Annotated in this window: 26 protein-coding genes; 9 read left to right on the top strand and 17 right to left on the bottom strand. The window is 71.6% G+C overall.

The features are described from left to right. Positions 1 to 48: 48 nt before the first annotated feature. On the bottom strand, positions 49 to 714 hold the full coding sequence (locus I2501_RS03145; RefSeq protein ID WP_196192188.1) for a DUF4097 family beta strand repeat-containing protein: 666 nt from the start codon (positions 712 to 714) through the stop codon (positions 49 to 51). Positions 715 to 978: 264 nt separating this feature from the next. Between I2501_RS03145 and I2501_RS03140 the strand changes: the two genes are divergently transcribed. Continuing rightward, positions 979 to 1,680, top strand: coding sequence for a restriction endonuclease (locus I2501_RS03140; protein WP_236045750.1), 702 nt, complete (start codon positions 979 to 981; stop codon positions 1,678 to 1,680). Between the two features lie 55 nt (positions 1,681 to 1,735). Beyond that, complete coding sequence (locus I2501_RS03135) at positions 1,736 to 1,966, top strand: hypothetical protein (protein ID WP_196192187.1); 231 nt, start codon at positions 1,736 to 1,738, stop codon at positions 1,964 to 1,966. An 87-nt stretch (positions 1,967 to 2,053) separates the two neighbouring features. On the opposite strand, the gene I2501_RS03130 is transcribed toward I2501_RS03135, so the two are convergent. From I2501_RS03130 to I2501_RS03115, 4 genes are all read right to left on the bottom strand, one after another. After that, positions 2,054 to 3,061 (bottom strand): Acg family FMN-binding oxidoreductase, encoded by a 1,008-nt coding sequence (locus I2501_RS03130; protein ID WP_196192186.1) that lies wholly within the window; start codon positions 3,059 to 3,061, stop codon positions 2,054 to 2,056. Further along, the gene (locus I2501_RS03125) at positions 3,058 to 3,549 is read right to left on the bottom strand and encodes a pyridoxamine 5'-phosphate oxidase family protein (RefSeq protein ID WP_196192185.1); all 492 of its coding nucleotides are present in this window, start codon (positions 3,547 to 3,549) and stop codon (positions 3,058 to 3,060) included. The genes I2501_RS03130 and I2501_RS03125 overlap by 4 nt, the downstream gene beginning before the upstream one ends. A 23-nt stretch (positions 3,550 to 3,572) precedes the next feature. Beyond that, positions 3,573 to 4,427, bottom strand: a complete 855-nt coding sequence (locus tag I2501_RS03120; RefSeq protein ID WP_196192184.1) for a universal stress protein — start codon at positions 4,425 to 4,427, stop codon at positions 3,573 to 3,575. Between the two features lie 168 nt (positions 4,428 to 4,595). Next, on the bottom strand, positions 4,596 to 6,347 hold the full coding sequence (locus I2501_RS03115; RefSeq protein WP_328806167.1) for a sensor histidine kinase: 1,752 nt from the start codon (positions 6,345 to 6,347) through the stop codon (positions 4,596 to 4,598). Positions 6,348 to 6,587: 240 nt separating this feature from the next. On the opposite strand from I2501_RS03115, the gene I2501_RS03110 reads away from it, so the two are divergent. Continuing rightward, positions 6,588 to 7,346 carry a response regulator gene (locus I2501_RS03110; protein WP_196192183.1) on the top strand — a complete coding sequence of 253 codons (759 nt, stop codon included), beginning with the start codon at positions 6,588 to 6,590 and terminating at the stop codon, positions 7,344 to 7,346. 54 nt (positions 7,347 to 7,400) lie between these two features. On the opposite strand, the gene I2501_RS03105 is transcribed toward I2501_RS03110, so the two are convergent. Next, positions 7,401 to 8,051 (bottom strand): Rv1733c family protein, encoded by a 651-nt coding sequence (locus I2501_RS03105; protein ID WP_196192182.1) that lies wholly within the window; start codon positions 8,049 to 8,051, stop codon positions 7,401 to 7,403. Positions 8,052 to 8,370: 319 nt separating this feature from the next. Between I2501_RS03105 and I2501_RS03100 the strand changes: the two genes are divergently transcribed. Then, entirely contained in the window at positions 8,371 to 10,734 is a 2,364-nt protein-coding gene (locus I2501_RS03100) for a phosphoketolase family protein (RefSeq protein ID WP_196192181.1), read from the top strand. A gap of 65 nt (positions 10,735 to 10,799) precedes the next feature. Here the strand turns inward: I2501_RS03100 and I2501_RS03095 are convergent, their stop codons facing one another. From I2501_RS03095 to I2501_RS03085, 3 genes are all read right to left on the bottom strand, one after another. Next, on the bottom strand, positions 10,800 to 11,306 hold the full coding sequence (locus I2501_RS03095; protein ID WP_196192180.1) for a trypco2 family protein: 507 nt from the start codon (positions 11,304 to 11,306) through the stop codon (positions 10,800 to 10,802). 27 nt (positions 11,307 to 11,333) lie between these two features. Next, positions 11,334 to 13,469 (bottom strand): CHAT domain-containing protein, encoded by a 2,136-nt coding sequence (locus I2501_RS03090; RefSeq protein ID WP_196192179.1) that lies wholly within the window; start codon positions 13,467 to 13,469, stop codon positions 11,334 to 11,336. Positions 13,470 to 13,663: 194 nt separating this feature from the next. Further along, positions 13,664 to 14,116, bottom strand: a complete 453-nt coding sequence (locus I2501_RS03085; protein ID WP_196192178.1) for a winged helix-turn-helix transcriptional regulator — start codon at positions 14,114 to 14,116, stop codon at positions 13,664 to 13,666. 136 nt (positions 14,117 to 14,252) lie between these two features. Here I2501_RS03085 and I2501_RS03080 point away from each other — a divergent pair, with 136 nt between their 5' ends. Together I2501_RS03080 and I2501_RS03075 are read left to right on the top strand one after the other, a co-directional pair. Beyond that, the gene (locus tag I2501_RS03080) at positions 14,253 to 15,182 is read left to right on the top strand and encodes an NADP-dependent oxidoreductase (protein ID WP_236045749.1); all 930 of its coding nucleotides are present in this window, start codon (positions 14,253 to 14,255) and stop codon (positions 15,180 to 15,182) included. 102 nt (positions 15,183 to 15,284) lie between these two features. Continuing rightward, complete coding sequence (locus I2501_RS03075) at positions 15,285 to 15,662, top strand: DUF4267 domain-containing protein (protein ID WP_196192177.1); 378 nt, start codon at positions 15,285 to 15,287, stop codon at positions 15,660 to 15,662. A gap of 24 nt (positions 15,663 to 15,686) precedes the next feature. Here the strand turns inward: I2501_RS03075 and I2501_RS03070 are convergent, their stop codons facing one another. The 5 genes from I2501_RS03070 to I2501_RS03050 form a co-directional block, all read right to left on the bottom strand. Beyond that, positions 15,687 to 16,226, bottom strand: a complete 540-nt coding sequence (locus I2501_RS03070) for a phosphatase domain-containing protein (RefSeq protein ID WP_196192176.1) — start codon at positions 16,224 to 16,226, stop codon at positions 15,687 to 15,689. A gap of 43 nt (positions 16,227 to 16,269) precedes the next feature. Then, positions 16,270 to 16,530, bottom strand: a complete 261-nt coding sequence (locus I2501_RS03065; protein WP_196192175.1) for a hypothetical protein — start codon at positions 16,528 to 16,530, stop codon at positions 16,270 to 16,272. 54 nt (positions 16,531 to 16,584) lie between these two features. Beyond that, positions 16,585 to 17,271 carry a GAF domain-containing protein gene (locus I2501_RS03060; protein ID WP_196192174.1) on the bottom strand — a complete coding sequence of 229 codons (687 nt, stop codon included), beginning with the start codon at positions 17,269 to 17,271 and terminating at the stop codon, positions 16,585 to 16,587. A 129-nt stretch (positions 17,272 to 17,400) separates the two neighbouring features. After that, positions 17,401 to 18,147, bottom strand: a complete 747-nt coding sequence (locus I2501_RS03055; RefSeq protein WP_196192173.1) for an SOS response-associated peptidase — start codon at positions 18,145 to 18,147, stop codon at positions 17,401 to 17,403. Positions 18,148 to 18,199: 52 nt separating this feature from the next. Beyond that, positions 18,200 to 19,096, bottom strand: coding sequence for an alpha/beta fold hydrolase (locus tag I2501_RS03050; RefSeq protein WP_196192172.1), 897 nt, complete (start codon positions 19,094 to 19,096; stop codon positions 18,200 to 18,202). Between the two features lie 75 nt (positions 19,097 to 19,171). Here I2501_RS03050 and I2501_RS03045 point away from each other — a divergent pair, with 75 nt between their 5' ends. Together I2501_RS03045 and I2501_RS03040 are read left to right on the top strand one after the other, a co-directional pair. Continuing rightward, a complete protein-coding gene (locus I2501_RS03045; protein WP_196192171.1) occupies positions 19,172 to 19,798 on the top strand; it encodes a TetR/AcrR family transcriptional regulator in 627 nt (208 codons plus the stop codon). Between the two features lie 167 nt (positions 19,799 to 19,965). After that, the gene (locus tag I2501_RS03040; protein ID WP_196192170.1) at positions 19,966 to 21,171 is read left to right on the top strand and encodes a serine hydrolase domain-containing protein; all 1,206 of its coding nucleotides are present in this window, start codon (positions 19,966 to 19,968) and stop codon (positions 21,169 to 21,171) included. A 21-nt stretch (positions 21,172 to 21,192) separates the two neighbouring features. Here the strand turns inward: I2501_RS03040 and I2501_RS03035 are convergent, their stop codons facing one another. Next, complete coding sequence (locus tag I2501_RS03035; protein ID WP_196192169.1) at positions 21,193 to 21,777, bottom strand: transglutaminase-like domain-containing protein; 585 nt, start codon at positions 21,775 to 21,777, stop codon at positions 21,193 to 21,195. A 116-nt stretch (positions 21,778 to 21,893) separates the two neighbouring features. On the opposite strand from I2501_RS03035, the gene I2501_RS03030 reads away from it, so the two are divergent. Continuing rightward, on the top strand, positions 21,894 to 22,550 hold the full coding sequence (locus I2501_RS03030; protein ID WP_196192168.1) for an HD domain-containing protein: 657 nt from the start codon (positions 21,894 to 21,896) through the stop codon (positions 22,548 to 22,550). Here the strand turns inward: I2501_RS03030 and I2501_RS03025 are convergent, their stop codons facing one another. Beyond that, positions 22,551 to 23,969 (bottom strand): amino acid permease, encoded by a 1,419-nt coding sequence (locus tag I2501_RS03025; protein WP_196192167.1) that lies wholly within the window; start codon positions 23,967 to 23,969, stop codon positions 22,551 to 22,553. 227 nt (positions 23,970 to 24,196) lie between these two features. After that, positions 24,197 to 26,521, bottom strand: coding sequence for an alpha-galactosidase (locus tag I2501_RS03020; RefSeq protein WP_215909185.1), 2,325 nt, complete (start codon positions 26,519 to 26,521; stop codon positions 24,197 to 24,199). Positions 26,522 to 26,921: the final 400 nt, after the last annotated feature.

Genomic DNA, 26,921 nt, shown 5'->3' with positions numbered 1-26,921 from the left:
GAGCCGTGGACCCGGCCGGGCAGTCGGCGAGGGCACTTCCCCCGCTGTTCAGAGGCTGCGGGCGGTGATGTTGCCGTGGCCGGTGGTGGCGCGGATGTCGAGTGCGGTGGTGCCGTCGTTCTTCAGTGCGTTGCTGACGCGGCCGTGGCCGGTGCCGGCGTCGAGGGAGGCGGAGACGCCGGGGGCGGCGCCGACGGTGATGTCGCCCATCTCGGTGCGGAGGACGACCGCGCCGCTGGTGGCCTCGGCGATGCGGATCGCGCCGCGGGCGGTGCTGATCTGGGCGGGGCCGGTCAGGCGGCCGATCTCGACGTCGCCGTCGACCGCGGTCAGGCGGATGCCGGCGGCTTCGTCGATCTTGATCTGCTGGTAGGCGCCGTCGAAGACCACGTCGCCCAGGCGGCCGACGCCGCGCAGCTCGCAGGCGGAGGTGTGGGCCTCCAGGTGGGAGCCGGCGGGGAGTTGGACGGTGACCTCGACCGATCCGGAGGGGCCGACGTACTGGTTCTTGCCCTCGGCGGTGCGGATCCGCAGGACGCCGTCGGCGTACTCGACGGTGGTCTGCTCGGCGGCCTTGACGTCGCGGCTCTTGTCGGGGTTGGCGGGGCGGACCTCGACGGTGGCGTCGGCGCGGTCGGCGGCGATGACCTGGATGCGCCCGGAGGCGACCTCGGCGACGACGGAGACCGGGGCGGTGGCGGCGAACTTCTGCATCGTTCTCTCCTGTGCTCGGACGTGCTGTCGTTGTTTCTGACATTGAGAACGCTACGTTGCGTTCAAGGAACTGGCAACAGTCTTGTTGCGCTCAATCAGCATCAGCACAGGTAGAAGCGGAGATTTCGTTGCAGTGAGCGTAAATCTAACGCAATGACAGAAACCACAGCCGTTGCAATGAGGCAAGAGTGAACGCTATGGCGCGTTCGCCGTCACGCCGCCCTGGGGAGAGATGACGGAAGGTCACTTCGCAAGGGGGCAGCATTGCCGCGCAGGAGAAGGTCCGCCGCCGCCCGGCGGCGCGCCGGCAGGCTCAAGGCACTGGCGGCGTTCGGCGCGCTGATCGCCGGGATACTGCTGGCCGCCAACTGGGCCACGGCGTGGCCGTACGTCACCGCCGTCGTGGCAGCCACAACTGTCGGCGCGGCAGGTCGGGCGCTCTGGTACCGCGACCGGACCGCGCGTCGCCAGGACCGGCTCTGGCGCGAGCAGGACGCGATCGCTGCCGGGCACCGCACCCTCGCCGAGGTCGACGGGATGACGGGCACTCAGTTCGAGGACCTCGTGGCCGCGCTGTGCCGCCGCGACGGCTGCACCGAGGTGGTGCGCGTCGGGGGCGCGGGCGACAACGGGGCGGACGTCCGCGGGCTGCTCCCCGACGGGCGCAGCATGGTGGTGCAGTGCAAGCGCTACGCGCCCCACAACGCGATTCCCGCGCGGGAGATCCGCGATCTGATGGGCGCGTTGCAGCACCACGGGGCGCAGGTCGGGGTCTTCGTCACCACCACGCGCTTCACGCGCCCCGCCCAGGACCTGTGCCGCCAACACGGCATCTGGGCGGTGCACCGCGACCTGCTCGGCCTGTGGAACAGCGGCGCGTCCCTGATGTCCTTTCCCCAGGTCAACGGGGACGGGCAGGGAGACCGCGAGCACCGCGCACGCTGGCGGAACACCTACGACCGGTGACCATCACCGGCCGTGCCCGACCGGAAGCGCTCCGGAAAGGCGCATACTGGCACCAATGACAAGATCTGAGTGGTCCAGACGCGTACTTCCCACGAGCCCCTTCGCGCGGGAAGCGACTCCAGCGCCGCCCCCGGTCAGCTTCGAGGCAGGTGACCGGGTCAGCCACGACAAGTACGGCCTCGGCCGCGTCCTCGAAGTCGCAGACGACGAAGACGCCGTCATCGTCGACTTCGGCGCGTCCCGCCGACGCATCCCCGCGTCGAGCCCTGCGCTGAGCAAGCTCTGAGCGAGCTCCGAGCAAGCTGAGCGGCTGTCCTTACCGAGCCTGATGGTGTCGTGCCGAGCGTGAGTGCCGCGGGTCGCTTGTGTGCGCTCAGGAGAGTTGCAGGATCTCGGCGACCGGGCGGCGCGGCGTGGCGGCTCCGGCCGGGCCGTAGCCGAGTCGCAGGATGATCTGGACGTAGCCGGGTCCGGTCTCCGGGTCGCGCAGCTGCCACCGGGTGTCGGGCCACTCGACGGCCTGGTGCAGCACCGAGGCGCGCAGGCCGTGGGCGGTCGCCAGGAGCCAGACCCGCTCCAGGGCCATCCCGGTGCGCACCCAGGCGCTGCGGTCGTCGTGCGCGGTGGTGAACGTCGCCAGCTGCGGCAGGGCCTCGAAGTGTGCCGAGCGCGGGACGGACGTGGGCGGGTGTCCGGTGAAGCTGCGCACCGGCACGTGGGCGTCGTGGTCGAGCGGGCCCAGCGCCTCAGCCGGGATGCCGTCGGTTGCGGGGGCTTCGAGGCGCACCCAGCTCCGTGCCTCGGCCTCGCGCGCCGCGTCGGCGGCGGTGCGTCGTTCGGCGTCGGCGGTCAGCGCGAGCACCCGCCGGGTCTCGTACTCCTCCAGCATCGCCAGCACCACGCCCTCGTGGTCGGCCGCGGCCATCAGCTCGCCGACCAGCTGCTCCGGCACGTCCCGGTTGGCGAACGGCTGCCTGCTGGTGTGGCGTTCGGCGACGGCCGGGTACAGCTCGGCGTCCGGCAGCGGGCCGGCGTCGGGCTCGGGCCGGGCGAAGTCGAGCCGGGCGAGCAGGTCCAGCTGCTGCGGGTCAGGGAGCAGGTGCAGCTGCGCCTCCACTCCGAGCGCGGCGGCAGCCACCCGCAGGTTGAGGACCGCCGCGCCGACCGAGACATGCAGGGCGCGGCCCGTCGGGTCGGTTGCCGGGACCGCGCGCGAGGGGTCGCGGAGGACCAGCAGCGCGCGGCGGTCGCCCGTGGCGCGGAAACGCCAGGGCTGACTGTTGTGCAGCGAGGGCGCGGCCCCTCCGGCCGCCGCCAGGAACGCGAGCTGATCCGGCGTCAGGGCGTCCCGGACGGCTGCGGTGTGGGTGTTCTCGGTCATGGCCGGCTCCCGTACGGGTGGGTCCCGGATCGGCTTGCGAGGCGTGTCTGTCCGGCGACGCGGTGGGGGCGGATCCGGACCAGCAGGTCACTCGGCCCGTCCGCCCAGGGCTCCGGCTCCCCCTCCCCCTCCGGTGAACCGGACCGGACGGCGTCGCGACGATCCAGCGCGGCGTGGCCCGACACCCGAACGCTCCAGCCCGGGCCGCATGCGTCGTCCGCGCAGTCGACCTCCAGCACGACCCGCCGTCCGACCGCCCCCGCCAGGACGTCGCTCTCGTCGGAGCGGATGCGCAGGACTCCGTCGGCGGCCTGGTAGTCGACGGGCCGGACGATCAGGGCTCCGCCGACGAGGAACACGATGCGGCCGACACCGTGCCCGCCCAGCCGGCTCCAGCACTCGTCCTCGGTCAGATCGACCTTGACGGTGCGTCGCTCCGCACCGGCCCGGCCCGGTTCCGTCGTCCCTGAAGGTGACACCGCGAACATGCTCGGTCCTCCTCTTCCTTCGGTCACCAGTGCGGGACGACGGCGACCGGGCAGCGGGAATAGTGGACCGCCGCGTGGGCGACGGGTCCGAGGGCCGACACCGGACGGTGCCGTCGTCGGCCGACGACGAGCAGCGACGCCTTCTCCGCCTCCTCGACCAGGACCCTCGCCGGATCGCCGGAGAGCTCCGCGCTGGTCGACTCGACGACCGGGAACCGCGCATGAGCGGCCGCCACCGCCTCGCGCAGGGCGTGCACCTGGTGGTGCTCCACCTCGTGCCGCTCGGCCTCGCCGGGCTGGACGGGACCGGCGCCCCAGGGCACCGGAGGCTGCCAGACGTGGACGGCGCGCATGACGACCCCGTGGTCCTGGGCGTTGCGCAGGGCGAAGTCGAGCACGGGCCGGCAGTCCCCCGCCGGGTCGACGCCGGCGACGACCCGGTAACCGGGCTGGGCTGCGGCGGCCTGTTGCGGCACGAGGATCACGGGGGTCTCCGCCTGCGCCGCAACCGACTGCGCGACCGAGCCAAGCAGCAGGGCCGCGAAGCCGCCGCTCCCCCGGGTACCGAGCACCAGCGTGCCGTCCTGGTCGGCGCTGGCGAGCAGTACCCGGTCGACCGGCCCGGTCACCGTCTCGACGTCCACCCGCAGGCCGCGATGGGCTCGGCGCAGGTCGTCGGCGAACCACTTCATGGCCTGCAGGGCGTCCTGCTCGGCCTCGTCGACCCGCTCGTCGCCCGGCCACCTCCAGAAGCCGCCCGGGCGGACGTGCACCAGGCGCACGCTCCGCCCGGTCGCGGCGGCCTCGCTGCCCGCCCAGTCGGCCGCGCCCAGGCTCGCGTCGGAACTGTCGACTCCGACGATCAGCGAAGAGGTCATCGCCTTGGCCCTTCCTTCCGGCCAGCCGAGGAGGGATGGCTCACCCCCCAGGGTTCGCCACGGCGGCGACGACGGACAGGGCCCATCGGCCCTCTCTGCGACCCCGGGGAATGCCTCAGGGACGCGATCCAACGGGTTCGGGGTGGAGCGGCGCGCCTGTCAGGGCTCTCAGTCGGTCTGCAGCGGCGCCTGCCAGCGCAGCCGGGTGCCGCTGCCTGCCGGGTTGGCGTCGAGCTCGAACTCCCCGCCGTGCTTGACGGCTCGCTCCTCCAGATTGGCGAGCCCGCTGCGACGGACGGTCCTGGGCAGGCCGACGCCGTTGTCGGTGACGGTCAGCACCACCTCCGGCGCGTCGCCGCCGGTGACCTTGGCGAAGACGTCGATCGCTTTGGCCCGGGCATGACGGGAGGCGTTGCTCAGTGCCTCCTCCAGCACCGCCAGCACCTCCTCGGCCAGGTCCGCAGGGACGTCCGTGTCGAGCAGCCCCTCCAGCCGGATCGAGGGCGTGAACCCGAGCGTGGCGATGAAACGGGAGACGACGTCGACGATCCGCGCCCGCAGTCCCGCCGACTCCTGCGCGGATCCCCGTGAGCGAAGGCCGAAGATCGAGGTGCGGATGATCTTCACCGTCTCGTCGAGGTCCTCCACCGCCCGGCCGACCCGCTCCGCGGCCTGGGGGTGGTCGATGAACCGCTGGGCGCTCTGCAGCGTCATGCCGGTCGCGAAGATCCGCTGGATGGCCAGGTCGTGCAGGTCCCGCGCGATCCGGTCGTGGTCCTCGAGCAGCGCCAGTTGCTCGGCGTCGCTGCGGCGGCCGGCCAGCTCCAGTGCCAGCGCGGCCTGGTCGGCGAAGGCCTTCAGCGGGGCGACGTCCGCGGGCGTGAAGGGATACAGACCCGCCCGGCGCGCCAGCATCAGCACACCGCGCGGACCTCCCGGCCCGCGCCCCAGCGGCACCGCTACCGCCGCGCCGAGCCCCCGCCAGCGCGGCGGCCCCGCCGTCACCCGGGGGTCGTGGGCGATGTCGGCGCTGGTGACGGCCGCGGCGGAGGCGAAGGCCGTGCCCATGAAGGTGCCTTCCAAAGGCAGCAGCAGTCCTCGGTGCAGTTCGGCGTCGACGCCCTCGGCCAGCTGGACCGCCAGTTCGGTGCCGCCCGTGCTCTGCAGGGTGAGGGCGATGACGCCGAGGTCCGCCTCCAGGATCTCCAGCGACGCCTGGACCAGCTCGGCCAGCACGTCCTGCTCCGCGGCGCCGGAGAGCAGCCGGGCCGTGATCTCACCGCTGGCGACCAGCCAGCGCTCGCGCAGCCGGGCGTCGCGGTAGAGGCGGGCGTTGTCGATGGCGACGCCCGCGGCCACGGCCAGCGTCTGCAGCACCGACTCGTCCTCGGCGTCGAACTGGCCGCCGCCTCGCTTCTCGGTCAGGTAGAGGTTGCCGAAGACCTCGCCGCGCACCCGGATCGGCACGCCCAGGAAGCTGTGCATCGGCGGGTGTTTGGCGGGAAAGCCGACGGAGGCGGGGTGGTCCGCGATGTCGCCCAGCCGCAGCGGCTCGGGGCGCCGGATCAGCTCGCCGAGGATGCCGTGGCCGGTGGGGAACGGGCCGATCGCCTCGACCTGCGCGGGAGTCAGCCCGGTGGTGAGGAACTTGGCGAGCGAGGCGTCCTCGCCGATGACGCCCAAGGCGGCGTAGCGGGCGTCCACGAGCGTCGCGGCGGTCTCGACGATCTGCTGCAGCGCCTGTTCGAGGTCGAGCTCGCGGCCGACGGTGAGGACCGCCTCCAGCAACGCGTGCACGCGGTCCCGGGTGCCCCGGGCAAGGTCCAGCCGGGACTGCAGCTCAGCCAGAAGCTGGTCCAGACGCAGATCCGGGAGCCCCAGGGCTCCCTTCTCCGTCCCGTGCGGCGGTTCCTCGGGCACCTGTCTCTCCACCCCGACGGCGGACCGGCCGGGCAACCCGGTCATCGCCACGTTACCCAGCATCGGCGACCGGCGCACCAGGTGCGATCGCCGCAGCCGGCAGCGCCCCGCGGCGTCGATCGCGCGAAGATGGGACCGTTCGGCCCTGTCGGACGCCGGGCGTGCGCGCGACGATCCTCTCGATCGCCGTGCGACGCAGGCGCAGCGCGGCCGCGCAGATCGACGAGATGGGGTGGAGGGATGACCGGCGACTCCTCCGGCGGTGCCGCCGCCGACACGATCCGTGTCTTCCTGCTGGACGACCACGAGGTGGTACGCCGCGGTGTCCGCGACCTGCTCGACGCCGAGCCCGGCCTGGAGGTCGTCGGCGAGGCCGCCACCCGCGCCCAGGCACTGGCTCGGGTTCCTGCCCTGCGCCCCGACGTGGCGGTGCTGGACGTGCGGCTCCCGGACGGGGACGGCATCACCGTCTGCCGGGACCTGCGCTCGCAACTCCCCGATCTCGCCTGTCTGATGCTGACCTCGTTCGACGACGAGGACGCCCTGCTGGACGCGATCATGGCCGGGGCCTCGGGCTACGTCCTCAAGCAGATCAGCGGCACGGACCTCGTCTCGGCCGTGCGCACCGTCGGCGCGGGCCGGTCGATGCTGGACCCGGGCGCGACCACCCGGCTGATCTCCCGCCTGCGTGGCCAGAGCGCCCAATCCATGCAGACCTCGCAGGCCGCGCATGCGTCGCAGCCGCGAGACGCGCTGGGCGAACTGACCGACCGTGAGCGGGACATCCTGGAACTCGTCGGCGAAGGCCTGACGAACCGTGAGATCGGGCAGCGCCTCTATCTGGCCGAGAAGACCGTGAAGAACCACATCTCGCGGATGCTGGCCAAGCTCGGGGTGGAGCGCCGGGTCCAGGCCGCCGTCATCGCCTCCCAGGCCGCCGAGCAAGCGGCCCAGCACGCCACAGGGCCGGGCCGGTCCACGCGCTCCGACCGTCGGTGACGGCGGCTCCGTGACGCGTCCGTGACGCCGCTGGCCTTGGCCCCGCCCTGCGGCTCATCGGCGGCGGGACCAGACCGGCTCGACGACCTGCCACTCGGTCTCCCACGTCTCCTCGTCCCGACGGTCAAGGTGCCACCGCGCCAAGGCTCCGGCCGATTCGACCACGACGCCCGCGCCGACCGTCACCAGCAGGCCCACCAGCACGGCGGTGCCTGCGATGTTCACGACGGAGGTGGGTGCGGCCACCGGCTGGCCGCTCGCGTCGAGCCAGATCCCGACGTGGTCCCCCACCCCGTCCGCCGCCGGGACGCCCGTGACGGCCTGCTGCACCGTGCCGTCGGAGGCGGTCCAGGTCACCTGGGCCACGTCACCGCCGTCGCCCGTCGGGGAGGGTCGGCTCACGATCCTGGCCTGCACCGGACGCAGGTTCCTGGCCTGTTCCAGCGCGTGCGCACGGCCCTGCTGGTAGACGGACATCCCGACCAGCGCGCCGACCGCCAGCGCGGCGAGAACGCCGAGGATCCGGAGCTCCAGCAGGACCGACCGCCAGGTGTCGGTCCGACGCCGCAGCACGCTCGGGCGGCCCGGCAGCCCCCGGGCGAGATCGACGAGACCGACCAGACTGACAAGTCGGCCGAGACGAGCGAGGCGGGAACGTCTCGGCGCGGGGGCGGACGGGCGCGGTGCGGCTGCGGGCGTTGCCATGGGTCGTCGCCTCCTGGATGGGCACGACGCCGCGAATCGAGCGGGCCCTGTCGCGGGCGGGTGGCCTCGCACCGCAGCGGCGGTCGTCCCCGTGGTCCCACCCTTCCACCCGCTCCCCGGCCCGGACAGGACCGATCGGCCCCGTCCCCGTCGCCGAACGGCCTCGTCCGGCCTCGTCCGGCCTCGTCCGGCCTCGTCCGGCCTCGTCCGGCGGCGAGTGTGGTCCGGTCGGCCCTGTCCGGGCGGCGTCACGGGCCGCCACGGTGGACGGTGTACGCGAAGACGCCGTCGACCGCACTCCCGGAGGGGGAGCCCGACCATGAGCGCACCGTTGACCGACGCCGCACTCGCCGAGTTGGACGCCCACTGGCGCGCCGCCAACTACCTCGCGGCCGGACAGATCTACCTGATGGACAACCCGCTGCTGCGCGAACCCCTGCGCCCGGAGCACATCAAGCCCAGGCTGCTCGGCCACTGGGGCACCTCCCCCGGCCTGAACCTGGTGCACACCCACCTGAACCGCGCCGTCCGCGACCGCGACCTGGACGCCCTCTGCGTCTGGGGGCCAGGGCACGGCGGACCGGCGGTCCTCGCCTGCTCCTGGCTCGACGGCAGCTACACCGACCACTACCCGAGCATCACCCGCGACGAGGCCGGGATGGCGCGGCTCTTCCGGCAGTTCTCCTTCCCCGGCGGCGTGCCCTCGCATGTCGCGCCGGAGACTCCCGGATCGATCCACGAGGGCGGCGAGCTCGGCTACGCGCTGGCGCACGCCTACGGGGCCGCGCTGGACAACCCGGATCTGGTCGTCGCCTGCGTCGTGGGCGACGGCGAGGCGGAGACCGGCCCGCTGGCCACCTCCTGGCACAGCAACAAGTTCCTCGACCCGGTCCACGACGGCGCGGTGCTGCCGATCCTGCACCTGAACGGCTACAAGATCGCCAACCCGACCGTCCTGGCCCGGCTGCCCGAGCCGGAGCTGGACGAGCTGCTGCGCGGCTACGGCTACGCCCCGATCCACGTCACCGGCGACGAGCCGTTCGCCGTCCACCGAGCGATGGCCGCCGCCCTCGACACCGCCCTGGACGACATCGCCGCCGCCCAGCACGCGGCCCGCGCGGAGGGCGTCGCCGAGCGCCCGCGTTGGCCGCTGATCGTGCTGCGCACCCCGAAGGGCTGGACCGGCCCGGCCGAGGTCGACGGGCTGCCGGTCGAGGGCACCTGGCGGGCCCACCAGGTCCCGCTCCCCCAGGTCCGCGAGAATCCCGAGCATCTGCGGCAGTTGGAGGCCTGGCTGCGCTCCTACCGCCCCGAGGAGCTCTTCGACGCCGAGGGACGCCCCGTGCCGGGCGTGCTCGGGCAGATCCCCACGGGCGACCGCAGGCTCGGCGCGAACCCGCATGCCAACGGCGGGCTGCTGCTGCGCGACCTGCCGCTGCGCGAGCTTGAGCGGTTCGCCGTCCCGGTCGACAAGCCCGGCGCGACCGTGCACGAGCCGACCCGCGTCCTGGGCGACTACCTGGCCCAGGTGATGGCCGACACCGCGCAGCGCCGCGACTTCCGCCTGGTCGGCCCGGACGAGACCGCGTCCAACCGGCTCCAGGCCGTCTACCAGGCCACCGGCAAGGCCTGGCAGGCCGAGGTGCTGCCCGTCGACGAGCATCTGGCCCGCGACGGCCGGGTGATGGAGGTGCTCTCCGAGCACCTGTGCCAAGGCTGGCTGGAGGGCTACCTGCTGACGGGGCGTCACGGCCTGTTCTCTTGCTACGAGGCCTTCGTCCACATCGTCGACTCGATGGTCAACCAGCACGTCAAGTGGCTGCGCACCACCCGGCAGATCCCCTGGCGGGCGCCGATCGCCTCGCTCAACTACCTGCTCACCTCGCACGTCTGGCGGCAGGACCACAACGGGTTCTCGCACCAGGACCCCGGCTTCGTCGACCACGTGCTCAACAAGAGCCCGGAGGCGGTCCGCGTCTACCTGCCGCCGGACGCCAACACGCTGCTCAGCGTGGCCGAGCACGTGCTGGCGAGCCGCGACTACGTCAACGTGGTCGTGGCGGGCAAGCAGCCGTGCTTCGACTGGCTGGGGCTGGACGAGGCCCGGGTCCACTGCGCCCGGGGCCTCGGGATCTGGGAGTGGGCCGGCACCGAACGCGGCGACCGCGAGCCGGACGTGGTGCTCGCCTGCGCGGGCGACGTCCCCACCCAGGAGGTGCTGGCGGCGGCGCAGTTGCTGCGGCAGGAACTGCCGGAGCTGGCCGTGCGGGTGGTGAACGTCGTGGACCTGGCCCGGCTGATGCCCGCCGAGGAGCATCCGCACGGGCTGCCGGACCGCGAGTTCGACGCCGTCTTCACTCGGGACAAGCCGGTGATCTTCGGCTACCACGGCTACCCGTGGCTGATCCACCGGCTCGCCTACCGTCGCGCCGTCCACCCGGAGCTGCACGTGCGCGGGTACAAGGAGTCCGGCACCACGACCACGCCGTTCGACATGGTGGTCCGCAACGACCTGGACCGCTACCGCCTGGTCATGGACGTCATCGACCGCGTCCCCGGCCTGGCCGCCCGTGCGGCGGGCGTCCGGCAGCGCATGGCCGACGTCCGTACCCGCCACGCCGCGTGGATCCGCGCCCACGGCACGGACCTGCCGGAGGTGGCGGACTGGTCCTGGACGGGCTGAGCCCGGACCGGCACGAGGTTCGACCGGTCACGCCCCGCCAGATCGGTCACGCGCTGCCAGATCGGTCACGCCGCGCCGGGCGGCACGCCGAGGCCGAGGCGCAGTGTGTGGGTGACCTCGTTCTTCAGCTCGCCCTCGAAGCCGAGCGCGATCGTGCCGTCCTCCTCGACCGCGAAGACGAGCTCCACGGTGCTGTCCTTGAGCACGAACGGGTCCTCACCGACGCCTGCCCGGGCCACCAGGCGGCGCAGCGTCTCGATCGCGTCGACCAGCACGGCCTCGACCTGCCCGTCGCGGACCTCGTGCTCGACAAGGTCCTCGGGCACGAGGGTGAGCTCGATCGAGTGGGTGTCCTTGTGGGTGACCTTGCCGCCGATCTTCAACTGCATGCCGACGAACGGGATCCGGAAGTCGACGCCTCCCCCGGACGACGCGGTGGCGACGGTGTGCAGGTGCAGGTAGACGGAGGTGACCCGGAGGTCCCGGTCGGCGTCGGTGTCGGAGATGTTGGCGTGCTTGATCGCCCGCTTGATGACGGTGATCAGGTCGTCGACCGGCAGACCGGTGTCCATGAAGGCTCCAGAAGGGCGGGGTTGAGGTCAGAGGGCGGTAGTGGTGAGGGCGGTGGCGGCGGGGTCGCCGTAGGCGGTGTAGGCCAGCCACGTGGGATCGCCGTCACCGGCAGCCGCCTGCCGTCGGGCGGCCAGCACGGCCTGACCGAGCGGGCGGCCCTCCGCGAGCGCGGTGTAGAACGTCGTGGCGAACGAGCTCGCCCTGTCGCTGCGGACCGCCCACAGCGTACCGAGAAAGGCTCCGGCGCCCGCGCTGAGGAACTGCTGGGCCCAGCCCATCATCTGCGTGTACTCCGGCACCGCCCCCGCGGACCGGCAGGCGTTGAGGAAGACCACCGGACTGCGCGCCGCCAGACTGCGCCTGACCGCCACACGGTTGAGCATCCCCGGCACCGACGGCCCACCCGCCATCTCGATCCGCGAACCGCCGCCGTCGAGCTGGAACGCGTTGTGGCAGGCGAAATGAGCGACGTTCAACTCCCCGGCGTCGAGGGCGTCCAGGACGCCCTCGATCGAGTCGATCACCGCACCTCGGCCGATGACACCCTGGATCGCCGCGATCTCCTCAGCAGCGGTCACCGGCTGCCTGGCCGACACGACGAAACGCGGATCCGACAACTGCAGGCTACGGGCGCGGCCTTGGCCCCTCGCCCGGCGCAGCACCGGGAGAGACTCGACCAGGAAACCGTCGTCGTAGCCGGGAGCCAGCGGGTAGAGCAGTTCCCACGGGATGTCGTCGTCGGCAGCGATCGTGAACGTGGTGATCCGGTCCCGCAATTGCCAGAACTCGTCCTTGACCACATCCGGGACCATCTGCCGCCACAGCCCGGCACCGACCTCCTCCATCCAACGACGCGCCGTGCCGGCCGAGTAGGGAGAACGCCCCACCGCCAGGTCCCGCAGCGTCGAGATGGCCCGCTCCACCGCATCGCCCGGAGCCCCGACCAGGCTCTCCGCATGGACGAGTCGGCCCAGATACGGCTCGGAGATGATCTGGAACGCGCGTCGGCCGTCGATCGTGGTGATCTGCAGCGTGACCTCGCCCTGGGCCGGTACCAGTGACTCCATGGCGGCCACGGCTCGACGCGGCGCTCCCGCGACGCGGGAAGACGCGTGGACGGAGACCTGCACCTCCAGCTCGCACAGGAACGACCCGCCGACCCACGCCGTCAGCCGCACCCGCTGCGGGCCCTCCTGGACGGCCTGGAACGGGAACCGCACCGGTGCCGCGTCGCCGTCCGGTGGCACCCGGACCACCTGCTCCAGGGCGTCTTCGGGGAGCAGGCCGGAAGAGGGGTGTACAACGACCGTCACTGCCACGCCCCCGGTCGCAGTGGGCAGTTGAAAGGACCGGGCCGCGCTGACGTTGTCGACGGGTCGGTCCGTCAGGATGCTCACGACCAGGCTGCACGTGCTCCCGAGCCGCACCGCCGGAGCCATGTCCGCGACGAGGAAACGCTCCCGACCGGGGTCCGCCCAAGGCTCGGGGACGGGCGACAACCGGTTCCCCGAGCCGGTCGGCGGGATGAGGCACGGCCAGACGCCCTCGGGCATGCCGCCCTGGCCGGGAACCGCGGGCTGCTGCGGCATCGCTCCGGTGGGATGGGGCGGCTCAGAAGCGGGGAAACCACCGTACGGCTGAGGCATCGGCGCCTGCTGGGGTGCCGGCCGGAACGGGACGGTGCGCACCTCGACGAAGGCGTCGATGCCGACACCCCGCATCAGGGGCATGGCCGCAAACTCACCCTCGAACTCGTCTGCCGGGTCGCGGTCTTCGCGCTGGGCGAGCCGCAGCCGTGCCCAGGCCTCTGTCATGAGCAGGCGCGGGATGTCCCGGACACCGCTCCGGACGAGCTGGACCCGGTCTCTCACCGCACAGTGCACGAGGAACTCGGCGGTGAACTCCTGCGGTCCGTAGGATCCGTAGGAAAGGAACGGCGGGAGGGCGAAGGCGTACGAACCTGCCGGCCGACGTGCGAAGGTGGTCCTGACGATCTCCGCCTTGGGGAGCCGGAACCCCAAAATGCCCTGGTCGACCTCGATCTGACGCCGGATCCCGTCCCAGCGCAGCTCCCAGGCGTCGAGCTCCGCCACCCCGCAGGCCTGCAGATGGGCACGGAGCGCGGCCAGCGGCGGCAGGCTGCCCTCCCAGGCCTCCGCCATCAGGGAACCGGCAGTTCGCGCCGCCCGAGCGCCCGCTCGCCCCGACAGGCCCGTCCGGACGAAAAGGCCGTACAGGTCGTCCGCCAGACTCCAGAGGCTCTCCAGAGCCCCGGAACGCGGTGACCCCTCACTCATCCCGCTCCCCCGTTCACATGTCCCGCTTCCCCGCCCCTACACAGCTCCGTCCGAAGACCTCAGCCGACGGCGTCGTACTGCCGCTGGTCGTAGCCGTCGCGATGGGTGAGGACCTCCTCCATGTGGCCCTCCGCCCAGTCCTTGATGCCGCGCATGAGGCCCTGGAGCGAGCGACCGAGATCCGTCAGCTCGTACGTGACGGTGACCGGCACCGTCGGGGTCACCGTCCTGCTCACGATCCCGTCGCGCTCCAGTGCGCGCAGCGTCTGCGTCAGCATCTTCTGGCTCACGCCCGAGATCAGGCGCGACAGTTCGGAGAAGCGCATGGGCCGCGGTTCGCCGTGGGAGGCCTCTCCGGGACGCGGCCCGTCCCCGCCCAGGGCGGCGAGCACAAGGGCGACCCACTTGTCGGAGATGCGCTCCAGGAGCTGGCGGCTGGGACAGACCGCGAGGAACGCGTCGTACTGCAGTTTGGCCACGGCCCGCCGCTCGGACGCGGTGCTGGTCGCCATCAGTCGTCCCTTCCACTCGGTGACTTACGCACTTCAAGGTGCCTACTTCCCGGCAGGAAGCAGGTGTCTCCATGCTGATGTCGCGCCACAGCGAAGGCAAGTCCGATCTCACTGGACGTTCCTCAAGGAGTAGTTGATGATGAGTCAGATGAATCCGACGACCTCTCGGCGGGCCGTGGTCCGCGTGCCGTCCGGGCCGCGGTCGATCGAGACCGTCCACGTCCCGGTGCCCGAGCCCGGGCCGGACCAGATCCGCGTCAACGTTGCCGCCGCAGCGATCAACCCGGTCGACCTCGGGGTGGCCGGGGGCGTCTTCCACCAGCTCGGATTCGTGCACCAGCCGGACTTCACCGGTCTCGGCTGGGACTTCGCCGGCACCGTCGACGCCGCAGGACCCGGTGTCGAGCTGCAGGTCGGCACGCGTGTCGCCGGGTTCGTCGACGGTTTCGACCGCGACCACGGGTCCCATGCCGAGCACCTGCTCGCCCCCGCCGCGAACGTCGCCGTCGTTCCCGACGGCGTGGACCTGGTCGAGGCGGCGACCGTGCCGGTCAACGCCGTCGCCGCGGCCCAGCTCCTCGACCTGCTCGGTGAGGCGTCGGGCGCGGCTTCGCGCCTGCTGGTGACCGGCGCGGCCGGTGCGCTGGGCGCGTACGTCGCCGTCCTCGCGCAGGACCGGGGCTGGCGGGTGACCGGGGTGGCGCGCGCGGCCGACGAGCCGTTCGTCCGGGGCCTCGGCGCCGACTTCGCGACCGATCTCGGGCAGGGCTGGGACGCCGTCGCCGACGCCGGTGCCCTGCAGGAGCACGCCCTACGGGCGGTCCGCGACGGCGGCCGCTTCGTCGGCGTGCAGCCGGCCGCGCGGCTTGCCGAGGAGCGCGGTATCGCCGTCGACGTCGTGTTCGCCCGTCCCGACGGCGCGCGGCTCGCCGGCTTGCTCGCGCGGGTGGCGACGGGTGAACTCCCGGCTCGCGTCCACGCCGTGATACCGCTGGACGAAGCTGCGGCTGCCTACGAGGCGATGGCCAAGGGCGGTGTCCGCGGCCGGATCGTGCTCGTCCCCTGACCGCGACAGCCGCGTCGCCACCTTCGCCGGACCAGCCGGATGCGCCGGAGTCACTGCAGAACGACTCACAACTCTCAACACTCTCAACGGACAGGACAGCCGATGATCACCACCATTGCCACCGTTCTCGCCGGTCTGATCGGCGCGGGCCTCGTCTTCATGGGCGGGAACGGTGTGACAAGACCACAGACCGCCACCGGCTTCGGCATTCCCGGCGCACGCCCCGACGACCGCGCCCTCCTGCCCTGGCTGCGCGTGAAAGGACTGCGCGAGATCGCGCCCGGGGTCTTCGTCTTCGTGCTGATGCTCGTCGCGACGACATCGGTTCTCGGTTGGTACATGGTGGTGTTCGCCGCGATACCTGCCGGGGACGCGGTGGTCATTCTGCGCAGCGGCGGGCCGAAGGCCATCGCCTACGGCGTCCACGCCGCAACGGCGTTGGTGATGCTGGTAAGCGGTATCGGCCTTCTGCTCGGATGATTGACCACCCGTCAGGACTGCCCGTCAGGTCCTGCCGTCACGCTCCTGCGCGTCCCGTAGGGCCGTCGACGCGGACTGCGAGGTGCTGGCCCATCGGGCCCGGACCACGCGGAAGCCCGCTCGCTCGGCCGCGTCGCACACCAACTCGTCGTCGTCCACCAGCATGCGTATCTCGCGGCGCCGGGCGAGGTCACGCAGGACCTCCAGTTTGACCGCCCGGGCCGGGCGGCGGTCGGCGTCGCCCCGCATGAGCAGGCGCCCTTCGGGAAGCCCGTGGCGGGTCAGCCAGGCGAGGGTGTCCCTGCGGCACCGCTCGGGGCGGCCGGTGAGGTAGACCACGTCGCAGTCCGCCGCCGCCTCCCGGACCCGCCGCAGGCCCTCGTCCAGCGGCGGGTCCCGGTGCAGGGCGGCGAAGAAGCCCTTCCAGTCCCGGGGTTGCCGCTCCAGGAAGTGCTGTCGGTGTCCGGTCTCGGCCAGCGTGCCGTCCAGGTCGAACACGGCCAGCGGTCGCGCGTCCCTCGTGGGCTGCCTCGTCTGCGTCGTCTGCGTCGTCTGCGTCGTCACGGCGACCACCCTAGGTGCGGGGCCGCTCGGGTGGCGCGAAAGGTCAGCCCGGCAGACCGAGACCCCCGGCCGCGTGGTCGATGACATTGCCGTTGCTGCACAGGTTCTTGGCCTCACCGGTCCACGCGCCGCCGACGGGGACGACTGCCAGCTCCTGGAAGCACACCGCCGCGGCGGAGAAGTTCCAGTTGTTGGCCGCGTTGACGCCGGGGCCGAAGTTGCTGTCGTTGTCGGCATGGGCGGCGGGCGCGGCGGTGGCGAGAGCCGCCGTGGCGAGGACGGCGGCGGTGATGATCTTCTTCATGTCCGGAGCAACGACCGGATCCGGCGCCGGTCACGGAGCTTGCGCCGTGCTGGTTCAGCCGCGACCCCGGTCGGCGGCACGGCCCAGCGGAGAGGTCCCGTCGAGGAACTGCGCCACGGCCTCGCCCGCGAAGCGGCTGTACAGGTCCATGACCTGCAAGCTGCGTGTGGAAGGACCGCGTGGCGAGGGCGTGTGCGTGGAGATCATCCCGATCAACCGGCCCGTGCCGTCGAGCAGCGGCGTCGACTGGACGGCGCGGACACCGGCGGCGCGGAAGACGCCCCAGTGCGGTTCCAGCGTCGGCTCGGCCCGGACGTCGGCCACCACAGCCTGGGTGCGCTGCCGAGCGGCGAGACCGCACACCGAGTCGTCGTCGCGGACGACGGCGAAGTGCTCCAGGAAGGCCGGACCGAAGCCGCTCTGCGCGACCAGGACCAGCGACCCGTCCCGGGGGTCCACGATCTGGACGTTGGCGAAGTCCGCGCCCATCAGGTCCATCGCGTCCTCGAGCAGGTGCGGCAACGCGGACGCGAGGTGCGGGGCCTGGTGCAGGGCGGTGACGGCGTCGCTGAGGGTGCGGGCGACTACGGGCTGTTCACGGCTGAGGCTGACGAGTGCGGGGAGTTCGTCCACGCCGGACCCGAAGACGAGCGGCGGACTCGCGGGTGTTCGGGCCGCACGAGTCCGGTAGGGGGCCGTCACGTCCTGCAACGGCTCCACCAGGCTCTGGCTTCTGCTCATGAACACCGGCACCACGCACCAAACGGTCGCGGGGGCGTGCTTCTGCTGGTGTCAGCCTACGTCCGGGACGCCCCCATGACCATGCCGAGCCCGGCGACCGATGCCGCCTGGTCCCGCCGACTTCGGGCGCTACGCAGCGGGCGCCGGCTGGTCGGGCGGGTCGAGCAGGTGCGGCCCGTTGTTGCGGACGCTGTTGACGGCGAGTGAGACCTGGCGCGCGCCGAGGTTTCCGGCGGCGGGCTCGATCAGCAGGGAGCGGAGCTCGCCGGGGTCCTGGTGGGAGGGGTCGAGCCAGGCCTCGAAGTCGGCGGGCGCGATGGCCAGGGGCATGCGCGGGTGCACCCGGCCCGCGGCGTCGACGGCCTCGGTGGTGATGATCGTGCACGTGGCCCACCAGGCCAGCGGGTCGTCATCGTCCCGGGTCCTGTCCCGCCACCACTCGTACAGGCCCGCCATCGCCATCGGCGCCCCGTCCTCCGGGGCGATGTACCACGGCTGCTTGTAGGCCTTGCGGTCCTCGCTCGCGGGGACGGCGGTCCACTCGTAGTAGCCGTCGGCGGGCAGCAGGCACCGGCGCTTGGCGAACGCCTTGCGATACGCGGGCTTCTCGTGGACGGTCTCCACCCGGGCGTTGATCATCCGCGCCCCGACCGAGGGGTCCTTGGCCCATGACGGCACCAGCCCCCACCGCAGCGGTCGCAGCTCCCGCCCCAGCTCACCGGTCTCCCGGTCGGCCCGGTCCACCACCGCCCACACGTCGTCGGTCGGCGCGACGTTCCACGAGGGCGCCAACGTCTCGGTCGGGTTCCACCGGTCGACCTGGAACAGCTCCACCAGGTCCTCGGGCTTTCGGGAGGATGCGTAGCGTCCGCACATGACCCCAGCCTGCCACGCCGCCCGCCCGGCCGGACCGCGCGACGCGGGGCGGTCAGACCCGCTGGGCTGCCGCCACGAAGCCCAGGATGCGGTCGTTGACGTACTCGGGGCGTTCGATCGACGGGCCGTGCCGGGTGTCGGTGACGAGTTCCACGTCCGCGTACGGCATCAGGCGTCGGACGCGGTCGCGCGTCGGGACGGCGTGGATCAGCGGGCTGCGGTCACCGATCAGCAGGAGCGTCGGGATGCGGATCGCGCCGAGTTCGTCGTCGGTCAGGGGCAGTGGTGCGGGTCGGCCGGACCGGTAGGTGCGGGCGCCGAGGATGATGGAGCGCTTCAACTCGGGGTGGTCGAGCACGGGGTTGGACAGCTTGGTGGACAGGCCAGGGAAGAGGCGGCGCGGAACAAGTCCCGCCAGGAGGTTGACCATCATCCAGGCGTAGAAGCGGGCACCGACCTTCTCCAGTCCGCCCGGGTCGAGCAGCGTCGAGCCGGCGATCCGGCCGGGCGAGTGGAGCGTCTGGTTCAGCGCGAGCCAGCCACCGTAGGAAGAGCCGACCAGGTGGACCCTGGTGAGCCCGAGCCCGTCGAGGACTTCGTCCAGCCACCGGGCGCTCACCTCCGGCGCGAAGATCGGACTGCGCTGGACACTGCGCCCAGGATCGCCGGGGGTGTCGATCGCATAGACAGGATGGTTCGCGCTGAGGGCGGCGATGTTGGGGAACCACATCGTCGAGCTCCCACCGGCGCCGTGCAGCAGCACGATCGGTTCGCCGTCGTCCGGGCCGCAGCGGTGGACATGGGTGGTCGCATAGGTCGTCTCGATCTGGAGTTCCTGCCTGGGACAGGGCCACAGCGCCATGGCGTCGTCATACGCGGCCAGGAACCGCGTCCTGGCGCTCTCGCTGGTGAAACGCCCAACTCCCTTGACAGTCGCGCTCGTAGCCATGCCCGGCTCCCCCATCGTCGGTTCGGTTCAGCGATGAGCTGACCCGCCTTCACCATATGAGCGTATAGTAAAAACATGCCGAAGCGAGTCGACCACGAGGAACGACGACACCAGATCGCCGAGGCCCTGCTGCGGCGCGCGGGCACCAGGGGCCTGCATGCGGTCGCCATGCGTGACGTCGCGGAAGAGGCGGGGATCTCGGTCCCCTTGATCCAGTACTACTTCAAGACGAAAGAGCAACTGCTCCACTACGCGCTGGGTTATCTCGCCCAGCGGATGGGCGAACGGGTGCGCAGACGCGTTCGGGCGGGCGGTACGTCACCGACCCCGCGCACCGTCGTCGAAGCCGTCCTGGCGGAGGCCCTGCCCACGGACGACGAGAGCCGCACGTTCCACCTCGTCTACACCTCGTACGCCACCCTCGCGCTGACCGATCCGGCGCTCGCCACCCAACCGCTGCTGCGCGACCCCGACGCCATGGAGGGCCTCCTGCTCGCGCAACTCACCGCGGCACGGGAGGCCGGGCAGACGCCCCGCGACATCGACCTGCGCGCGGAGGTGGTCGGTCTGCTCGCCATGTCGGCCGGGCTCGGGACGAGCGTCCTGGTCGGGCAACGCAGCGCGGACGCTGCGTGGGAGGTCCTGAGCCACCACCTCGCCCGCATCTTCACGCCCGGCGCGGCCGCAGAACCGGAGGCGTGAGGGCAGACCGCGCAGCGGCGCACACGCGGGAGCTGGAGCGTGAGCGCGGGGAATCCAGGGGGGGTTGTCACCAGCATGTCAGCTACGGCCAGCCTCATGGCCTGCGCGGCCGAGGGCCGCCAGGCTGATCAGTGACCACCGCAACCGCATCTGACGGGGTATCACTCATGCGCCGCCCTCACCTGGTCCTGCTCGCCGTCGCCGCGCTGCTCGGCTGCGCCACCGCGCCCGCCCGTGCCGTGCCCACGGCTGCCGCTCCCGCAGCTGCCGCCGCGTCGGACGCGTCGTCCGCCTCTGGCTCGCCGCTCGCGACCGTCCTGCACACCGCGACCACGCAGGCGGTCGCCGACGGGTACCCCGCCGCGATCGCCTACGCGCGGCGCGGCGGCACGAGCGCCATGGCCGCCGCCGGGCTCGCCGATCTCGCCACCGGGCGTCCGGCCCAGCCCAACGACCGGTTCCGGATCGCCAGCAACACCAAGTCCTTCGTCGCGACCGTGCTGCTCCAACTGGTCGGCGAGCACCGGCTCGGGCTGGACGACAGCGTCGCCCGGTGGCTGCCGGGCGTGGTCGCGGGACACGGCAACGACGGCCGCCGGATCACCGTGCGGGAGCTACTCGACCAGACCAGCGGCATCTACGACCCGACGACCGACCCGGCCTTCTTCGCCCCCTACTTGCAACGCCACGACATGGACTACGTCTACACCCCGCGCCGCGTCGTCGCCGAGGCCGCGGCCCACCCGCCGCTGTTCGCGCCCGGGACCCGGTGGAACTACTCCAACACCAACTACCTGCTGGCCGGACTCGTGATCGAGGCGGTCACCGGGCGCAGCGCGGGCCAGGAGATCACCGACCGGATCCTGCGCCCGCTCGGCCTGACCCACACCACGCTCCCGCTCACCGACCCGCGGATCCACGGCCGCCATCTGCACGGCTACGACCTGGCCCACCACGACGTCACCGTGTTCAGCCCGTCCTACGACTGGACCGCCGGTGCGATGATCTCCACCCTCGGCGACCTGGGCACGTTCGACCGGGCGCTCTTCGCCGGTCGCCTGTTGCCCGCCGCCGAGCAGCGCGCGCTGGAGACCGTCCCTGACGTCCCCGGCGACGACGGCTACGCGCTCGGCGTGACCCGCGCCGCCGTCGACTGCGGCGCGGGCCGCCAGGCGGCGGTCTGGGAGACCGACGGCGGCGGTCCCGGCTTCACCAGCATCTCGCTCACCTCGGCCGATGCCGGCGCCGACGCCGACCGCCAGCTGATCCTGGTCGGCACGGTCTTCGACCTCGGCCGGGACCTCCGCCACCAGCCCCCGGCCCCGGCGTCCGACGCCCTCGGGCCCGCGCAGACGGCCGTGTTCTGCGGCTGAACCCGGCCGACCTGCGGGGCCCTAGATCGACTCCTCGCCCGGCAGCTCGCCGGGCAGGTAGTCGTAGCCGGAGCTGCCCGGCACCGCTCGGGCGAGCGCCTGGACCAGAGAGCCCGGCGGCGCGGCGAAGACCTTGACGTAGTCCCGCTCGCCCAGCTCCGGCCGGACCGGCCAGGCCAGCCGCTCCCGTTGCAGGTCGTACTGCGCGTCCACGCCCTCGCGGTTGCCCCGGGCGTCGAGACGGGACCAACGGCCGTCCAGGTGGACGGCGTTGAGAGCGTGCAGCACGAAGCCGCCCTCGTCGTCGTCCAGCCGCTGGTAGCACAGGCCGGTCGGCACGCCCTGCGCCCGAAGCAGCGCGGCCAGCAGGTGCGACTTGCCGTGGCAGATCGCGTTGCGCGCCGCCAGCACCTCGGACGCGCGGAACGCCCCGCTGTAAGCGCCCGCGTCGGCGGAGTGCGCGACCTGGTCCCGGACGTGGTGGAACGCCGCCTCGGGGGTGGCCAGCTCGGCGGCCAGCCGCCGCAGCCCGGGGTGCTTATGGTCGATCACCTCGTCCGCCGCGAGGTAGGCGGCGAGGTCGTCTGTCTCCGGTTTCACGATCATGCCGACCACAGTGCCGCGCGCACCGTCGTCGCCGGGCGCAATTCCAACCCGTGGACGGGCCTGCTGCCTCGGCGATGCTCCCCGGGAAGCCGGCCCACGGCTGCCACGATGCAGGCATGAGCGACGAACGCCACACGCCACTCGCCGACAGGACGCCCTTCCCCGACGACATCGACGAGCGGCTGCGCGCCCAACTCACCTTCCTCGTGGAGGTGGACCAGCTCAAGACCGTCCTGCGCCAGTCGCCGCTCGCCGCGGCGGACCGCCGCGAGAACGACGCGGAGCACTCCTGGCACCTGGCCATGATGGTCGTGGTCCTCGCCGAACACTCCGACCGGCCCTTCGACGTGGGACACACCGTGCAGCTGGTGCTGCTGCACGATCTCGTCGAGATCTACGCCGGCGACACCCCGCTGTACGACAGCGCCGCCGGTGTCGACCAGCGCGCGCGGGAGGTGGCGGCGGCCGACGAACTCTTCACACTGCTTCCGGCGGACCAGGCACAGCGCATGCGGGCCCTCTGGGACGAGTTCGAGGAACGCCGCACCCCGGAGGCACGGTTCGCCAAGGCGATGGACCGGCTCCAGCCGCTCCTGCTCAACTGGATGGCACGCGGCGGCACCTGGCGCACCCCGGGCGTCACCGCCGACGACGTCCGGGCGCGCAAGGCCGTGATCGGAGACGCGTCGGCCTCGCTGTGGGAGGCCGGACGACGACTGATCGACGAGGGCGAGGCACGCGGCTGGTCGCGGAGTGCCGAACCCGAGGCATGACTACGAAGGTGAACCGACTCCAGCGCGACGACGCTGCACGATCGGCGCGGCGACCAGCACGACGCCCGCCGCCAGCAGCGAGAGCACCATCTGCATCCGGCCGTCGTGGGTGGTGAACATGTACGCCATGACGAAGCCGATCAGCCCGATGGTGGCCCAGGTCAGATACGGGTAGAGCCACATCCGGACGGTCAGCGTCTCGGGCGAGTCGCGCTCGATGATCTTCCGCATCCGCAGTTGGGACAGGCAGATCACCAGCCAGACGAAGAGCGCCACGGCGCCCGAGGAGTTCAGCAGGAAGCTGAACACGGTGTCGGGCGAGGTGTAGTTGAAGATTACCGCGATGAAGCCGAAGACCACCGAGGCGAGGATCGCGTTACGCGGCACACCGCGTCCGCTGACCGTGGCGAAGGCGCGCGGGGCGTCACCGCGCCGCCCGAGCGAGAAGGCCATCCGGGAGGCGGTGTACAGGCCCGAGTTGAGGCAGGAGAGCACGGCGGTGAGCACGATGACGTTCATCACCTGCGCAGCCCCCGGGATCCCGACGTGCTGCAGGACCGCGACGTACGGGCTGCCCTTGACGGAGGCCGCGTCCCACGGGAGCAGGGTGACCACGACCAGGATGGAGCCCAGGTAGAAGACGCCGATGCGCCAGATCACGCTGTTGGTCGCCTTGGTCACGGCCCGGCGCGGGTCCGCGGTCTCGCCCGCCGCGAGCGTGACGATCTCGCTGCCCATGAAGGAGAAGACGACGGTCAGCATGCCGGTGAAGACGGTGCCGATGCCGTGCGGCAGGAAGCCGCCGTGTCCCACCAGGTTCTGGGTGCCGACCGCGTGGGTGCCCGGCAGCACGCCGAAGATGGCCAGGACGCCGATCACGATGAAGGCGGCGATCGCCACGACCTTGATGCCCGCGAACCAGAACTCGAACTCGCCGTAGGAGGCGACCGAGCCCAGGTTGCTGGCGGTCAGCAGGGCGATCACCAGCAGGGCGAAGGCCCACTGCGGGACGCCGGGAAGCCAGCCGTGCAGGATCTTCGCGCCTGCGGTGGCCTCGACGGCCAGCACCACGACCCAGAAGAACCAGTAGAGCCAGCCGATGGCGAAGCCGGCCCAGCGGCCGAGGGCACGGTCGGCGTAGGCGGAGAACGAGCCGCTCTGCGGGTTGGCGGCGGCCATCTCGCCGAGCATCCGCATCACCAGCACCACCAGCACACCGGCCAGCGCGTACGAGAGCAGAATGCCGGGGCCCGTCTCCGCGATACCCGCGCCGGAGCCGACGAAGAGACCGGCGCCGATCACTCCGCCGATGGCGATCATGGACAGGTGGCGGCTCTTCAGTCCCGCCTGGAGGTGACCGTCACCGGCCGCCCCGGTGGGGGCGGCCTGCTGATCCGGTTCCGAGGTCTCGGTGGTCATCGGTTGTGCTACCTCTCCTGCGCGGTGTTGGTGATCCACGCAAACTCAGGAAACGTAGCCCGACTACCCCCTGGATGTAACAACCCAACCAGAATCTGCACAAACTTGAGCATATGTTGAGGTCCAGGGAATACCACGGTGAATCCCCGAAACAGCGCGGCCCCGTGAATTCCCGGGCGAATTCGGCGGGCGCTGCCGCCGCGGAGCCGCGCGTTTCTGACGGTGGATCAGTTCGGCGCGGCCAGCGTCCAGGTCTGGTTCGTGCCGCCGTCGGACGGCCACTGGAGCACCGACGCGCCCAGGCTCAGCGAGCTGTTGGTCAGGTCGACCAACTGTCCGTCGTAGACGCTCTTGAGCTGGACCAGGTTGGGGCCCGCGTCCACAAGAGTCCAGCGGGAGTTGCTGTTGCCGTCGTCGTGGTACTGGATCAGCTGGGTGCCCTGGGCGGTGGTCGGGCCGGGGATGTTGAGCAGCAGCCCGCTGTGGTCGTCGGCGATGGTCCAACTGCCGTCGGACTGCCGGGCGAACGACCACAGCTGGTCCGACTGGCCGTTGTCCGACCACTGCAGGATCGCGGCGTTGTCCGACACGGAGTCGTCGCTGACGTCCATCCGACCGCCGGTGGCCCCGTTTTCCAGGCGGTACTGCGCACCCGCCACGGGCACCGGCACCAGCTTCCACTGCTGGCTGGCAGCTCCGGAGGCGGCGTTCTGGACCACCGCGCTCCCGTTGGTGTCGAGCACCTGGCCGTCGAGCGCGGAGCTGATGGTGTAGGTGCCGCTGCCGGTCGGGGTGAAGGTCCAGTGCGAACCGGCCGAGTGGTCGTCGTGGTACTGGATCAGCTGCGTGCCGGCAGTGCCGGTGCCGCCGGGGATGTTGACCAGTTTGCCGCTGTTGACGTCGGCGATCCGGTAGAGCTGGTTGCCCGTGGACGCCAGCTGCCACTGCTGGTCGGTCGCGCCGTCGGCGGGTTGTTGGACGAGGGAGGCGCCGTCCGCGGTGGACCCGCCGGACACGTCGAGGTACTGGCCGGTGGCGGCGTTGACGATGTTGTAGTGCATCGCGGTGAACGCGTCGCCCGTGGTCGGCGTGACCTTGAGCAGCATGGACGCGTGGGTGTTCAGGCTCGCGGAGAAGGAGCCCGCGCTGGTGCCCAAGTCGGTGTTGTTCCACAGGTCCTGGACGTCCGCGCTGCCGCTGAAGCCGAGGTCGGCGAAGTGGGCGGTGACGTTCGCGGTGCTGCCGCCGAGGTTGAACAGGGCCACGGTGTAGCTGCCGTCGGGGTTCGCCGCGTACCAGACCTGTTGCTGGGTGGTTCGGTCGACGGGCCGGGCGGGGTTGCCGGCCTGGTCGACCGCGATCACCTTGTCGTTGGTCAGCATGGCCAGGTCGGTCGGGTCCAGGTTGGTGAGGTCGGTGCCGAGCAGCAGTGGTGCGCCTTCGACGGCCCACAAGGTCATCTGGGTGCGGCGTTCGTCGACGGTGAGCCCGTCGTTGCTGCCGTTGCCGACCTCCAGCGAGTCGAGGTCGTTCCAGCCGCCGGGTCCGGCGTCCTTGATCCAGGGAGCCACGTCGTTGAAGCGGCCGGCGACGTTGTTCCAGTCGGTGAGCGGGTAGGAGGAGCCGCCCGCTCCGCAGTAGCACTCGACGTCGCCGTCGATCCGCCAGCCGTTGGCGTACTGCTTCCAGGTGGCCGCGTTGTTGACGTCGAGGCTGTTGGAGAGTTCCAGGTGGATCGGTCGGCCGGTCTGGTTCAGCGCCTGGGACCAGTGCTGGATGTCCGCGACGTCCCAGTCGCCGACGCCGTCGATCTTGAGGTAGTCGACGCCGTAGGAAGCCAGCTGGTCGGCCCAGGAGTTGAGGTAGGCCTGGGCGGCGGCGGGGTTCTTGTTGTAGTCGATGTAGTACATCGACCCGCTGCCGTAGTTGTAGTTGGTCTCGTAACTGGTGGTGTCGGAGACGATGTCCTGGGCGTGGTAACTGGTGCCCTGGATGGGCGTGTTCTGCTTGTACGCGGCCACCGGTATGCCGGGCGTGAGGTACATCCCGAACTTCTCGCCGAGGCCGTGGACGTAGCTGCCGACGGCCGCCATGCCGTCGGGGAACCTGCTGGAGTCGGTCACCCAGCGGCCGTAGGAGTCCACGGTGGTGGCGGGGTTGAGGTACCAGAAGTCGTCCACGTTGACGTAGCTGTACCCGTGGGAGACCAGGCCGCTGGTGGACATGGCCTTGGCCTCGGCCTCGATGTCCGACTCGGTGGGGTTGCGGCGGACGAAGCTCCAACTGCTCCACCCCATGGGCGGCGTGGCGGACACGCCGTTCGCCTCGGCCTGGGCCGCGGGGGCCGTGCCGGCCAGCGCGGGGACGGCGGTCGGCAGGGCGAGTGCGACGAGCGAGACGCCTAACGCGAGTGCCAGGGTGCGGCCCTGGCGCAGCGCGTGCCCGCGGCTCGGGCGGATCTGGTGGATCGGCTCGGTCGGTTGGATCGGCTGGGTCGGGTGTGGCGAGTGTGCTGAGTGGGGAGTGCGCCTGGTACGGATCGACCGCGTCACTGTGCGAACCTCCGAAGTCGGATTGAGACACAAACAAACATCACTACACGAAGCCGAACGACGAAAGTCATTCCATCGACGTCGTGACACTGCGTCAAGACACGTGACGCAGATCGGTCGCGCCCGCTTGCAATCCACGTCCACCAGGTAAAAGGCGAGTCTTGTGAAGCCCCTTGACGGGGGATCATCAGCCTGATTGCATCACTTCGCTCAATGTTTGACCCTGTTCGATGTTGATGCCTTGGGAGGGGTAGTGCCTCGTACCTTCGCTGAGCGCGACGGTTTGTCCCGCCGCTCACTGCTTCGCTTTGCGGCACTGGGTGCCGGAGCCGCTGGGCTGTCTCCACTCCTGGCCGCCTGTTCGAGCGGAGGCTCGGCCGCCTCGGGCGCCGACGCCACC

The sequence above is a fragment of the Streptacidiphilus fuscans genome, assembly GCF_015690355.1.
Classification (GTDB): Bacteria; Actinomycetota; Actinomycetes; order Streptomycetales; family Streptomycetaceae; genus Streptacidiphilus; species Streptacidiphilus fuscans.
This window is presented reverse-complemented; position numbering and strand designations above follow the sequence as displayed.